This is a genomic window from Flavobacterium jejuense, from assembly GCF_006491595.2.
GTDB lineage: Bacteria > Bacteroidota > Bacteroidia > Flavobacteriales > Flavobacteriaceae > Flavobacterium > Flavobacterium jejuense.
The window spans coordinates 203,270-217,178 of the sequence record NZ_VEVQ02000009.1 but is presented as its reverse complement, the minus strand read 5'-3'; the positions used below and the strand labels follow the sequence as shown (position 1 = coordinate 217,178).

Annotated in this window: 13 protein-coding genes and 1 rRNA gene; 8 read left to right on the top strand and 6 right to left on the bottom strand. The window is 29.2% G+C overall.

The genetic code is table 11. The annotated features are described in order from the left end of the window. A 5S ribosomal RNA gene (rrf, locus tag FIA58_RS21880) occupies positions 1-72 on the top strand; the annotation flags it as partial. A gap of 647 nt (positions 73-719) precedes the next feature. On the opposite strand, the gene FIA58_RS14725 is transcribed toward rrf, so the two are convergent. From FIA58_RS14725 to FIA58_RS14715, 3 genes are read right to left on the bottom strand one after another with little or no spacing between them, the layout of a single operon-like run. After that, positions 720-1,598 (bottom strand): TraB/GumN family protein, encoded by an 879-nt coding sequence (locus FIA58_RS14725; protein ID WP_140963248.1) that lies wholly within the window; start codon positions 1,596-1,598, stop codon positions 720-722. 12 nt (positions 1,599-1,610) lie between these two features. Next, complete coding sequence (locus FIA58_RS14720; protein ID WP_140963247.1) at positions 1,611-2,252, bottom strand: hypothetical protein; 642 nt, start codon at positions 2,250-2,252, stop codon at positions 1,611-1,613. 3 nt (positions 2,253-2,255) lie between these two features. Next, on the bottom strand, positions 2,256-2,750 hold the full coding sequence (locus FIA58_RS14715; RefSeq protein ID WP_140963246.1) for an RNA polymerase sigma factor: 495 nt from the start codon (positions 2,748-2,750) through the stop codon (positions 2,256-2,258). Positions 2,751-3,040: 290 nt separating this feature from the next. Here FIA58_RS14715 and FIA58_RS14710 point away from each other — a divergent pair, with 290 nt between their 5' ends. Next, the gene (locus FIA58_RS14710; RefSeq protein ID WP_140963245.1) at positions 3,041-4,345 is read left to right on the top strand and encodes an NAD(P)/FAD-dependent oxidoreductase; all 1,305 of its coding nucleotides are present in this window, start codon (positions 3,041-3,043) and stop codon (positions 4,343-4,345) included. A 19-nt stretch (positions 4,346-4,364) separates the two neighbouring features. Further along, on the top strand, positions 4,365-5,465 hold the full coding sequence (locus tag FIA58_RS14705) for a hypothetical protein (protein ID WP_140963244.1): 1,101 nt from the start codon (positions 4,365-4,367) through the stop codon (positions 5,463-5,465). 135 nt (positions 5,466-5,600) lie between these two features. Here the strand turns inward: FIA58_RS14705 and FIA58_RS14700 are convergent, their stop codons facing one another. After that, positions 5,601-6,659: a DUF3810 domain-containing protein gene (locus FIA58_RS14700; protein ID WP_140963243.1), complete on the bottom strand. Its 1,059-nt coding sequence runs from the start codon at positions 6,657-6,659 to the stop codon at positions 5,601-5,603. A gap of 78 nt (positions 6,660-6,737) precedes the next feature. On the opposite strand from FIA58_RS14700, the gene FIA58_RS14695 reads away from it, so the two are divergent. The 3 genes from FIA58_RS14695 to FIA58_RS14685 are packed head-to-tail and all read left to right on the top strand — an operon-like array spanning position 6,738 to position 8,751. Then, a complete protein-coding gene (locus tag FIA58_RS14695; protein ID WP_140963242.1) occupies positions 6,738-6,944 on the top strand; it encodes a hypothetical protein in 207 nt (68 codons plus the stop codon). A 2-nt stretch (positions 6,945-6,946) separates the two neighbouring features. Next, the gene (locus tag FIA58_RS14690) at positions 6,947-7,240 is read left to right on the top strand and encodes a type II toxin-antitoxin system RelE/ParE family toxin (protein ID WP_140963241.1); all 294 of its coding nucleotides are present in this window, start codon (positions 6,947-6,949) and stop codon (positions 7,238-7,240) included. Between the two features lie 44 nt (positions 7,241-7,284). Beyond that, entirely contained in the window at positions 7,285-8,751 is a 1,467-nt protein-coding gene (locus tag FIA58_RS14685) for an aminoacyl-histidine dipeptidase (RefSeq protein ID WP_140963240.1), read from the top strand. A gap of 375 nt (positions 8,752-9,126) precedes the next feature. Here the strand turns inward: FIA58_RS14685 and FIA58_RS14680 are convergent, their stop codons facing one another. Then, positions 9,127-9,630: a hypothetical protein gene (locus FIA58_RS14680; RefSeq protein WP_140963239.1), complete on the bottom strand. Its 504-nt coding sequence runs from the start codon at positions 9,628-9,630 to the stop codon at positions 9,127-9,129. A gap of 79 nt (positions 9,631-9,709) precedes the next feature. Next, positions 9,710-10,480 carry a DUF6263 family protein gene (locus tag FIA58_RS14675; protein ID WP_140963238.1) on the bottom strand — a complete coding sequence of 257 codons (771 nt, stop codon included), beginning with the start codon at positions 10,478-10,480 and terminating at the stop codon, positions 9,710-9,712. Positions 10,481-10,605: 125 nt separating this feature from the next. Here FIA58_RS14675 and FIA58_RS14670 point away from each other — a divergent pair, with 125 nt between their 5' ends. Then, a complete protein-coding gene (locus FIA58_RS14670; protein ID WP_140963237.1) occupies positions 10,606-11,637 on the top strand; it encodes a hypothetical protein in 1,032 nt (343 codons plus the stop codon). Next, complete coding sequence (locus FIA58_RS14665; RefSeq protein WP_140963236.1) at positions 11,597-13,909, top strand: hypothetical protein; 2,313 nt, start codon at positions 11,597-11,599, stop codon at positions 13,907-13,909. Before FIA58_RS14670 ends, FIA58_RS14665 begins: the two co-directional genes overlap by 41 nt.

Sequence of the window (13,909 nt, the reverse complement as noted above, 5' to 3'; positions counted from 1 at the left end):
CCGAACAGAGAAGTTAAGCCCGACTGCGCAGATGGTACTGCAGTTATGTGGGAGAGTATGTCGTCGCCTTTCTTTTAAAACCCTCATCATTTTTGATGAGGGTTTTTTGTTTAAAAGAATATCAAAAGATAAACGTAGCTTAAACTAGTTTGTTAATAATAAAAGCAGCTTACTTTAAACGCTTTTTATAGAAATTATGAAGAGAATAAATAAACTTTCAAGGTACCAATGAACAACAAAAAAAGAAAAACGCAGTAAATCTTTTTTGTTATAATGCTTTATTAAACTATACTCTTTAATCTTCCATTTTTAATTTATATTTTTTTACTCGGGAATTCGCAAAAAATAATAATAGTATTAAAGGGTACATTTCTATAATTAGATAAATGTAATTTATTAAAATGTAGTTCAACTGTTATTATTTTTGTCAAATTTCAGCATACATGGAGAACAAATTCTATCAATTAATTCAAATGATTCTGAAATAGAATTGTCATGACTTTTTATTTTCCAATAATTTCAATTTGATATAAATTTTTAAGTTTAATGTATTTTGGAATTTTATAACCATTTTTAAAATCTTGAGTTTCATTAACTATGGTAATTTGGTATTTCTTCATCTTATTCATTAAACTTTATGAGCTAGAATAAGAAGAGTTTTATTTATAGTGATAAAAAAAGAGGCTAAAAAAGCCTCTTAAATTTATTTAAAATAGAAATTATTTTATAGCTTCTACTTTATACCCTTTTCTTCGAAGTAATTTAATCACACCATCTTTACCCGCTAAATGTGCAGCACCAACTGCAAATAGCGTTGGACTTTCTTTAGCTGTTTTTTCTATGATAGGAATCCAGTTTTGATTTCTTTTTGTTAATAAATCATCAGCAAAATCCGAAAACATCTTATTTTTTGAATCTTGTGTTAAAGCAAGCATTTCTTCAATGTTTTCACTTTTATATACAGCTAACATTTTTGTCATTTCATTTCTGTCATCAGTCATATTATTTTTAGCTGTTTTTACTATTTCTTCAATTTGAGTTTTGTATGGAATCTTATCAAAAAGACTTAGTTGATCTTCAATAGTTTCTAATCCTAATACTTCTTTATTTTGTGCTGTAGCTATTTTCATTAATTCCATATCTACCGCTTTCATTGGGCAATCTAATAATTTTGGTAAATACATTGAACTCAACATAAATGGTTTAAATGTATCAATCATTTTTAATGAAAAACCAATATTTTCTTTTAAAAAACTGTCTACTATTTTTGATTCTTCTTCAGTGATTAATGAACTGATAGTCACTCCATCTTTCATCATCATACTACCCATCATTGTTGTTTGTAAATTTGGGTCATCCATGTCAATTTCAAGATATAGTTGATTGGTTTCATCAAAAGCTTTCATCACATCAGTATCTATATTGGTTTCGCAAACTGCATGCATGGTTCCATATAGATAAGATGGTTTTTCAACACCATTACCAGAGATTTTCCATAGAAGTGCATTGTCTAGTTTTTGTGCATTTGCAAAATAACTAACTAACATTAAAGTGATTAGTATTGGAAATTTTACTAAATTAACGATGACTTTTATCATAAGAGTTATAATTTAAAGATCTAATTTTTCTAATTCTTTGTAATTATTGTTTAATCTTTTTAATAAAATACCATAAAGCAACTTATAGAAAAGCCAGATGATACCAATAATTATCATAGCGCAAACAATATAAGCTGCAAATAAAATAATGTAAAATACATTAGGATTTACATTTTGAGTGGCTTTTTCTATGACTTCATTTAAATTTGGATCATATTTAAATTGAAATGTAAAGACTAATACAAATGATATAAATGACATCATTAAATTATACCAAACATAATATTTTACAGTTTTTCTTGTTTTTAGGATAGATTGCATTAATTTTTTTACTGTTTCAGTAGTGTTAATGTTTTTAAAGTTTTTATAAAATAGAAAAATGAAGAAAATCATAATTCCATAATTTATGATAGTTATCACTGGTATTACCTTACTCAAGTGATAAATTTCAAGAGTCTTAAAATAATTTTCATCTGTTGTTAAAAAACTCAAACTAAGCCATAACAAAATTTCTAAAATGCTTATAATTAAAATCCACTTCACAATAGAGGAAGATCTTTTATGAAGCATCTTATAGATGTCGGTTTCTGAAAGTTGGTTAAAAGAATGTTCTCTTTTTTTCCAATCTTTTTTTAATATTTCTAATTCATCCATTGATTACGGATTTAATATTTTTTTTAATTTTCCTTTTACTCGGTTCATTTTTACTCTTGCATTCACTTCACTAATTCCTAGTGTTTCTGAAATTTCTGCATAATCTTTGTCTTCCAGATATAAAAAAACTAGTGCTTTTTCAATATCATTTAATTCACTAATAGCACTATATAACAATTTTAATTGCTCCTCTTCTTCATAATTGTAATCATCTTGTTTTACTTTATGAAAAGTACTATCAAATTCAATAGTTGTAAGTGTTTTTTTCTTCTTTCGATATAAAGTGATGGCTGTATTTAAACCTACTCGATAGGCCCAAGTGGTAAACTTAGAATCTCCTCTAAATTTCGGGAATGCTTTCCATAATTGTATGGTAATTTCCTGAAATAAGTCTTTATGCGCATCCTCATCAGTAGTATATAACCGACAAATTTTGTGGATTATATTCTGATTTTCCTGTAATTGTTTTACAAAATTTTCTTCCGATGTTGGATTCATAATCTATAAGTAGCTACTTCCTGCTATTCGTTACAATTTTTTTTACAATTTTACATTTTTCTAAGAAGCACAAGAACTTCCGATGGTCGTTTTGTCCTTCAACAAAATTAGTAAAATTTGTAAAAAAAGATTTTCACTGCTATCAGGGCTAGGATTTCAATGTCAATCACAAAAATCAATTTCAATTGTCAATAATAGCAGTATTTAGATTCAAAATTACCATAATGACTCATTATAAAATTGCCACATTAATTTACTATCTTTGAAATACAATTTAAGTATCTTAAAAAATGAATATACCTCGCAGTAGTTTTCCTAGAATTGTAATCATAGGAGGTGGATTTGCAGGCATTGCTTTGGCCAAAAAACTAAGAAATAAAAAAGTTCAAGTCGTATTATTAGACAAGCATAATTATCACAATTTTCAACCTTTAATGTATCAAGTTGCAACTGGTGGTCTTGAACCCGATTCTATTGCTTATCCGATACGTAAAGTAGTTCAGGAGCATAATGATTTTTATTTTCGTTTAGCGGAAGTTAAAGAAATTGATTCGAAAAACAATAAAATTATTGCCGATATTGGTGAACTAAAATATGATTATTTGGTTTTGGCAACAGGCTCAAAAACTAATTTTTTTGGCAACAAAGAAATGGAACGTAATTGTATGGCTATGAAAACCATTCCGCAATCGCTAAACATTCGTAGTTTGATTCTAGAAAACTTTGAACAAGCACTTTTAACTAATGATATTGAAGAAAGGCATAGTTTAATGAATTTTGTCTTAGTAGGTGGTGGTCCAACAGGTGTTGAATTAGCTGGAGCTTTAGCAGAAATGAAAAAAGCCATTTTACCTAAAGATTATCCTGATTTAGATATTCGCAAGATGGAAATCAATTTGATTCAAAGTGGCGATCGGATCTTAAATACCATGAGTGAAAATGCTTCGACCAAAGCAGAAAAATTTTTAGTAAAATTAGGAGTAAGTGTATGGAAAAACGTTCGTGTTACAGGATATGATAGTCGAACAGTAACAACCAATTCTGATTTAACTTTTGACAGTGCTACTGTAATTTGGACAGCAGGTGTTCAAGGTGCTTTAGTAAATGGATTAGATATCAATTCTTTAATTGCTAGAGCTGATAGAGTAAAAGTGAATGCTTATAATCAAGTGGAAGACTATGAGAATATATTTGCTGTGGGTGATATTGCTTCCATGTCATTAGAAAATTACCCACAAGGTCACCCTATGATGGCACAGCCTGCCATCCAACAAGGAAAGCATCTTGCAGATAATTTTGCTAGACTATTAGCTAAAAAAGACATGAAACCCTTTGCATATAAAGACAAAGGTTCTATGGCAACGATTGGTCGTAACAAGGCTGTTGTAGATTTACCAAATTATCATTTTAGTGGTGTTTTTGCCTGGTTTGTATGGATGTTTGTTCACTTATTTTCCTTAATAGGGTTTAAAAATAAAGCGGTTGTGTTTTTAAATTGGGTGTATAATTACATTCGTTTTGATAGAGAAGCAAGACTAATCATTCGACCTTATAAAAAGAAACAAGTAGTAAGTTTTACTAGTGATGAGATTTAGTTAATTTAATAAAAAACAGATGAAATTTAAAAGTGTATTTTTTGCTATTGGTTTATTACTCTTACTTTCTTGTAAAGAAAAGAATACTAATCAGGATACAGTTTCTCAAGAAATAAATGTAGAAAATATGGAAGATACTATTGTTTCATCAAACAGTATTACTACAGAAGATAAAAGTTTAATAGAGTTGTTAAAAGAAGGTATTTCTAATTCAAACCTCTATACAGTACTAGAACCATTTAAACCAACAAAAAGTAATATCGAATTAAAAGAAACCAATCAGCAAACCCTTAGTGGATTCCATTTTGCAAAAGATGAGAAAACGAACAATTATTTTGAAGGTATTGACTATTATGGCATTTATCAAGTTTACCAAATCGATAATATAGAAGCAAATAGTAAACATTTGTTTATTTTTAGATCAGAAGGTTCTTTGCGAGACCCTTATTTAGATTGCTTTATTTATGATAGTCAGAAAAAAGAATATTATTTAAAATGGCAATTTAATAGAGACATAGACATCATTTTGTTTAAAAATAAATATGAATTTTTATCTGTATCAAGAGATTTTGAAAACTGGAAATTGAAAGGAATCACTTTCTTTACTTTTAAAAATAAGTATTTGCATGAAGGTAAAAGTATTACAATAAATTATTCTAATTATACTGCACCAAAATATGAAGGCAGTTTTTGTAAAGAACATAAATTAGTTACTCCAGAAATTATCAATGCTTTAAATTCTTTTGAGATAGAAAATTTTAGTGAGAATGATGAAAAAAGGCCTGTTACTTTAAAGAATGAAACAATTTTTTTAAATAAGAAACAGTATTTAACATCTGTTGGTTATGCTCCTAATAATGTTTCTTTAGAAATATATGATAATAACGGAAATCATTTGGAAAAGATAGAGGAACAAATAAATGAAAGTGTAGTCTTTTCAAAAGATTTTAAATATTTAGAAAGGGATAACAAAAAGTATTTGGTTCAATATGCTTATTTTGATGAAAAAAGAACCATAAACGCAACTATTTTAAAAGTTAAAGTGTACGAATTAATAGATACTCAAAATATAAAAGTAATTGAAGAATTGAATTTTTCTCCTCAAGTGACTTTTGAGTAATTTTTTTTTGAATGGTATTGGCTGTAAGATAGTTAATAAAGGTAAATACGCAATTCCATTTTACTTCCTTGTGGATTAAATGTATTATTACTTATAAAAAAAATGTAAATTTCACTAATCACTAATCACTAATCACTAATCACTCAACTCTTCATACCCAATCATCAAACCTACAAATTTACTATAACTTTCTAAACCGTCTTTTTGTTGGTTTAGTTTTAGAAAATTATCGTAAAAATATTCGAAGAAAGTATCAATAGGTGTGTGGTAACTTTCCCAAAAAGCTTCATTTTCATCAAAGTTTTTAATAACTCCTTTATTGATTTTTTCAAAATAAAGTTTGCTTTTCCCTTCTTCTATTTTTTCCAAGTTACCTAAACAATAACGCGTAATAAAATTATAAGCTGAATATTGGAAATAAATATCTTCATTTTTAATAGCAGCAATAAATCCAATGAAATTGCATTCACTTTCACTGCCAATGCCTGTTTGATGTGCCATTTCGTGACAAGTCGTCATTGGACAATTGTATTTTGGTTTTAATACATTCACCTGAGATTCATTAGTAAACGGATTCAAATAGCCTCCAAAACCCATGTAACTTAAAGGATAACTGAATAAAGAGGCCTTAATGCTTTTATTTTTGTATTGAAATTCTTGTAAGTTTTGAGGTAAATGCTGATAGCCTTTTAAAGCCAAATGGAATATTTCTTTTTCAGTATAAGGAATTTCTACTGCTAAAGAATCATTACCTGTAATTTGCATTTGTAAAGCATTGGTTTTAGCAATCATTTTTGTAGTAAAAGCTTCTAATTGTTCCAAAGAATATTCTTTTTTAATAGCTAATTTTTCATGTAAAGGAACTCTGTAGTAATTCATTCCCCAAAGCAAATTAAAGCAGAAATAGAAAACAGAAAACCAACTCAAGATAGCCAATCCATTTGTTTTCCAATTTTTAAAAAATCCTTTTCTATGGTTCCAAATCCATCGCAGCAAAAAGAAAATAAGAATAAAATACATAATATCTCCTGTAGAAAAAGGAATCCAACCGAATAATTTTCTTGAAACAAAAGCAATTTTGGGATACAACCCTTTGGAATACCAATTTTCAACAAATTGTGGAAATAAAGACAATGTTTTTACAATGACGATTTGTAGGAGTAAAAGTAAAGGTAAAATGTATTTTCTGTTCACAGTTTTTTTATAAAAATAATACAAATATAGAATAGCAGATTTCTTTTTTCGTAAATTTGTAATTAAATTAATTTATTCATGACAAAAGTAACTTTAAATATTCCAGATAATGAGTTAGGTTTCTTTATGAAATTAATTGAGAAATTTAATTATGAAACAGTTGAGAATGAGTTTTTAATTTCCGACGAAATGAAAAGTATTCTAGATGAAAGAAGAGTTTCTTCCAAAAAAGAAGATTTTGTTTCGTGGGAAGAAGCTAAAAAGAAAATTCGTTTGAAATCTTAAGAATGAAATATGCTATCGTAATTGAACCAAGAGCAATTTCAGATATTCAAGATGCTATTGATTATTATGAATTTAAGAAGATTGGTTTAGGAGATTATTTTTATGAAATAGTTGATAAGACAATTCAATCTTTAACCGATTTTTCAAATTACCAAATAAGATATAAAGATTATCATGGATTACCTATGAAAATATTTCCTTTCATAATTCTTTATTTTGTCGATGAACTAGATAAGACAATTTATATCATGTCGGTTTTTAATACTTCAATGAATCCTAAAAAATATTCTAAGTAAAATAACATTAATATTAAAAAAAAATAAAAACTAGAAATAAATATATGAGCCAAGAAGTAAGAAACCTTGAACCAAAAGCACTTTGGAACAAATTTGCCGATTTAAATGCTGTACCACGACCTTCTAAAAAAGAAGAACGTGTGATTGCTTTCATGAATGATTTTGCTAAAAAACTAGATTTAGCGGTTGTGAATGACGAAGTAGGTAATGTGATTATAAAGAAACCAGCTACTGCTGGAATGGAAGATAGAAAAACCATAGTGATGCAATCGCATTTAGATATGGTACACCAAAAAAATAATGATACCGATTTTGATTTTGATACACAAGGCATCGAAATGTATGTCGATGGGGATTGGGTTCGTGCAAAAGGAACTACCCTTGGAGCAGATAACGGACTAGGAGTAGCGACAATTATGGCTATTTTAGAAAGTACGGATATTCCGCATCCTGCTATTGAAGCTTTGTTTACTATTGATGAAGAAACAGGTATGACAGGAGCAATGGGTTTACAAGGAGGTATGTTAGAGGGTGAAATACTTTTAAATTTAGATACAGAAGAAGATGACGAAATCGACATCGGTTGTGCTGGCGGAGTTGATGTTACGGCTGTAGCCGAATATGACGAGGAAGACGTACCAGAATCTTCAGTAGGATATACTATTACTGTAAAGGGACTAAGTGGTGGTCATTCTGGAATGGATATTCATAAAGGTTTAGGAAATGCAAACAAGATCATGAATCGTTTGTTATTTGATGGTTTTGATGATTTTGGACTACAAATCGCTTCTATAAAAGGAGGAAGTCTTCGCAATGCTATTCCTAGAGAGAGTGTAGCGGAAGTAATTATTGCTAATGTTTACGATGAAGCTTTTGTATACGACATGCAAGCGGTTATCAATGAAATTAAAACCGAATTAAAAACCACTGAACCGAATCTTCAAATTGTAATTGAAAAATCGGCTACGACTCCTAAAAAAGTGATGCCACCGATGGCTCAGTATTATTTAGTTCGTGCTTTATACACCGCTCATAATGGTGTTTATAGAATGAGTGCTGATTTTGCTGATTTGGTAGAAACTTCAAATAATATTGCAAAAGTGACTGTTGGTGAAGGAAAATTAAGCATTCAATGTTTGACTCGTTCTTCTGTTGAAACGGCTAAATTTGACTTGGCAAATGCCTTACGTTCAGCTTTTGAATTAATGGGTTGCGAAGTAGAATTTTCAGGAAGTTATCCAGGTTGGACACCAAACGCGAATTCAGAAATTTTAAATGTTTTATCTTCTATTTACGAAAAACAAAACGGTAAAAAAGCGGATGTTGTTGCATGTCATGCTGGATTAGAATGTGGTATTTTAGGAACCAATTACCCAGATATGGACATGATTTCTTTTGGACCAACCATCAAAGGAGCACACAGTCCAGATGAAAGAGCAAGTATTGCTTCGGCTCAAAAGTATTGGAAATTTGTGTTGGAGATTTTAGAGAATATTCCTGTGAAAAAGTAATTAGTCCATAGTGATTAGTCCATAGTACTTAGTGAATAGCATAAAACCTCGTTTGTGATGAACGAGGTTTTTTTGTGATTGAATGCGCTAACGGTACAAATACTAAATTAAATAGCGAAAAAACTAAAATAAATAGTACAAACGCTAAATAAAATAGTACAAATACTAAATAAAATAGCGCAAATGCTAAATAAAGTAGTGCAAATACTAAATAAAATAGCTCAAATACTCAATTTAAGTACTAATTAGCATAACTTCTCGGATAGTTCTTATTTTTTTATTTTTATCAGTAAAAAAACCACTGCTAAGAGTGGTTTAGTTTTAATTTGATTTTGTTTGTTGGCACGGATTGTGAGTCCAATTTACATTGTATTTCTAGGGTAAATCATCTGTGGTTGAAACCCCTCTTTCACAATTAAGATCAATACCTGCCAAAGGATATTTATTTATGTTATAATATACCGTAATTAATCGAGAGACTATATCACTAGAAATAGAAACACAATATTTACTTCTTTCAGAAAAATCTAGTACATCTTTTATTGATTTATCTAAGCCTTCTCTAGTAGATAAATCTAATATGGTGTAAGAATTATTCTCAACAATAACAAAATATCCTTTTGTGTGAGAACCAAAAATAGAAAAACTATATAATCCATTTATTAATTCTCCTTCTCGTCTATTATTAAACAATCCCCTTAAATTAAATTCACTCTCATTATTCTTAAGTCTTTCTATTGATGACTTATTGGTATCTTTTTTAGAACTTAAAAAATTTATTAATTCTATTTTGAGGGTATCAAAAGTTAACTTATCTACTACTTGACTTTTGGAAGTTATAGAAAAGAAGAACATAAAGTAAATAAAGATATGTTTCATACTATTTATTTTTATAAATCCGTGCTCACTATCTTATCCTAGAATATTGTTTTATTGTCTTCAATAAATTAAACTAAAATTACTTCTTCGGCATTTTTTTATAATACGTATTGGTTACTTTTCCACCCATTTGTAAATTCATTTCTAAGGTTCCTTTTAGTAAGGTACAATCTTTTTTATTTAGAATATATTCCCCATCTACCTTACTTTTGCCTAATAATCCTGAAACGCCATCTATTTCGGCAGCTACTGAAATGATGATTTCGTTTTCAGTAATGTCTTTAATAGTATAGGTTGACTTGGTTACTTGTTCGGTCAAGGGATTGGTTTTTTCATTTTTCCATTCGCTACCTACTTTCACTTTTTCTTTTGGAAAAACCAATTGTATATTACTCATATCTACTAAAGCTTCTGTTGATGGATTCCCGTCAATAGCATGAAAAGGTTCTACAATACTCCCTTTTTCATCAATACGAATTTCAAAGTTCGATTCTAAAGCATTTTTAAATTCCTCATGCATGCTTCTTTCATCACTAGTCATCAACGATTCGTCTTTTGTAGAATCGTATTTTTCTACTTCTCCAAACATTTTGGTTTCTGTCTTTATATAACGAAGGTCTGTATGAAAGGTGAAGACATTTTGATCGTCTTTTGAAGCCACTTTAAAACGAACGACCATAGTACTTTTCATACTCATTTGTTCGTTCCCAGTAGTTACTACTTGGGAAACAATCGTTTGTTGGTCTCCAATTTTTGGACTCAGTTTTAAATCAATTTCTTCCTTGTTTTGCGAGCAACTGAAAAGAAATGTGATGGCAAATAAAGTAAATATGGGTCTAAATATTTTCATTGGAAAAGGATTTTTATAAAGTATAAATTAATAGTTAGGAAAAATAGTATTTTTATTTCGATTTTAAAATTATATGTCTAATTTTATAGTGGATTTCCAATAAATGCTTAAATGGTGCACTTCCAATGAAAAAATACCTATTACCGATTTTACTTTTTTTACTTTTTCAAGCCTGTTCTAAACCGTATCAAGTTGAAAATGTGGAACGTGCCTTTTACTATTGGAAATCGGATAATTGGAGTTTTTCAGAAAAGGAACAAAAAGTAATTGATACTCAAAAAGTCTCAAAACTATATGTGAAATTTTTTGAAGTGGAACACAACGATTTAATGGGTAATATTCCAGTTTCAAAAAATAATTTGTCTTTTTATTCTAATAAGAAATTTAGCATAGTTCCTTGTGTATATATCAGAAACGAAGTGTTTTTAGAAAGTAAAAAAGAAGAATTAGACCTTTTAGCTGATAATATTGTCTTCTTAATCAATAAAAAGAAAAAAGAAAACTTAGAAAGGGTAAAGGCTGTTGACGAAATTCAAATGGATTGTGATTGGACCATAAACTCAAAAGACAATTACTTTTATTTTCTAAAAAAAATAAAGGAGATTTATAAGAAAAAAGTGAGCTGTACGCTTCGTTTATATCCTTACAAATATCCTGATAAAATGGGCATTCCTCCAGTGGATAAAGCCATGTTGATGTGTTATAATTTAATTAATCCCTTGGATAATAAAGACAAGAATTCTATTTTAGATGTAAACGAATTAGGCTTGTACTTAAATAGGCAACGTGAATATCCTTTACATTTAGACATTGCTTTACCAATATATTCTTGGATGCAGTTGTTTCAAAATAATGAGTTTACCAAAGTGATTTATAATGATTTTGATAAAATTGAACCTTTTTTAAAACCTATAAAACCGCTTTGGTTTGAAGTTACGAAAGACATCACGCTTTCCAATGTTTATTTGCGAATAGGAGATAAGATTAAATACGATAAAATAACAGCGAAACAATTAGATAAAGCAATTAGTACTATAAAGAAAAATGTGATTTTGGATAAACAGGTTACAGTGGCTTTATTTCATTTAGACGACGAACAAACAAAATATTTTTCTCATGAAGAAATGGCAACTTTTTATACTCTTTTTAATAACTAATATTTCCACTTCTGTTCTAGGTTGCGGATATTATCCTTATGGTGAAGACATTCGTTTTTGCTTTTCAAGACCAGAGCATTTTAATATGTACGGATTTTCTGAATTCAATTATTCATCAGACCTTTTTTATCCTAATGAGGATAAATACAAGTCTTTAGAAGAAAATCCGAATATCGTTTTTTGGCACAACTACTGTAAAGGTAAGATTAGTTATAACGCTGTATCTGAATGTGTGTATAGCATTCCTTACGAATCTTTTAATGAAAAAGTACATAATAATATGGTGACTTATTTGTTTGCCAAGAATGACATGGAAGCCATCGATTATTTAAAATTTGCAAAGAAATGTGAAGTATTTAATGTTTTATATAGCGATCCTTGGGAAAGAAACGACTCCTATTCTATACCTCAAAGAGGGAAATTAATTCAAGCTGCTGAAAAATTAGCTGAAGTTGTTAAAAATCCTGAATTAAAGAGACGTTATGCTTTTTTAGCCATTCGATTGGCTTATTACAACAACCAATTGAAAGATGTTTCTCGTCTCTTTGATGCTACTTTTGCCACAGAGAAACAGAAGGATATTGTGTATTATTGGAGTTTGTATTTTAAAGCTATTGTGGAAAAAGATAAGGCTTTACAAAGTTTTTATGCAGCACAAGTTTTTATACATGCACCTGATAAACGTTTTGCTGTTTTTTATAATTTTAGTAATGAGGTTTCCATTTCTGAAATTTTAACTCATGCTAAAACCAAAGAAGAAAAAGCAAATGTGTATGCCTTGGCAAGTATCAGGAGACATGATAAGGCATTAGAATATATTAAAAAAGTATATGAATTAGACCCAAAAAACGAAGCGCTACCTTTTTTATTGTTACGTGAAGTAAATAAGATTGAGGATTGGGTTTTTACACCTTATTATTCGTTATTTGATCCTTCTGTTACTACTTTGAGTGATGAAGAAAAGTATAGTTATGAGTTTTCCTATAGTAAAATTCAAGCTAGAATTGTCAATGATAGAAAGTATGCTGCTCAAGTTTTAGCCTTTGCCAAAGCGGTTAAAACGAATAAAATAGAGCATGCTTTGGAATGGAATGTTTTAAAAATCCAACTTTTATTTGTTACTGAGGATTATGCAACTTGTTTGAAAGAGATTGCTGCTATAAAAAATCAAGCCTTTACATCTACTCCTTTAAACAATCAGTTGGAAATCACAGAAGTTTTATGCCGTACTGCCAATCAAACGCAAGGTGCTTTCGTGATTCTTCCAGAAACGCAAGAAAACATTTTAAAGCATAAAAATAATGCTCAGTTTGTTTTTGCTTTAGGTCGAATATTAGAATATAACGGAAATAAGACCGATGCTGCGTTTTTGTATTCAACTATAAATCATGAGATGACATGGAAATCCAAGAGAAACAAGTCAAGATCCTATAGAGATTATTTTTATGATTATTTTCAGTATATCAATGTGATGTCTACTGTTGAAGAAGTAAAAAGTTTAATTGCTGATGTGGAATCGCATACAAAATTGATTGATGATTTTTCCACTTGGAAATACAAAACATGTAGAGGAGAATTACAGAAACTTTACGATTTAGTAGGTACACAATACATCCGAAAAAACGATTTAAAAACGGCCTTACGCTATTTTGAAAAAATAGATAATGATTACTGGAATGAAAGCGATTATTTATGGAAAAGAGCTAATATGGATGATGGTTTTGATGATGAGAATCCATTTTTTACTTTAAAATATACTCCAGATTTTATTGAAAAGAAAGAAAAATTCATTTTAAATAAAAAAACAATTACGGCTAAACTAATAGAATATATTGATAAAACCGAAAACGGTACTGAGAAAGACTATTATAGTTTCTTGGTAGCGAATTGTTACTACAACATGACAATTCATGGAAATGCTTGGATGATGAGACGCTTTGGAGTTTCTGCTAATGATGTAGAGCCTTATCCTGAAGATGAAGCCGAATTTCAAAATGGATTTTTAGCGAAAAAATATTATGAAAAAGCGATGCAAAATGCTAAAACCGATAAATTTAAAGCACTTTGTTTACGAATGATAGGTCGATGTGATTCTTTTCAAATTAGATATAAAAATCCGAATTCGTCTTATGAAGATTATAATACCTATAACGATTCTATCTTTAAATTGAATACAACTTACGCCAAGTTAAAAAAGGAATACCCTGATGATTATGATAATCTAATCTATGGTTGTACGGCTTTTGAAGATTATTTTAATGCTAGAAAGTAA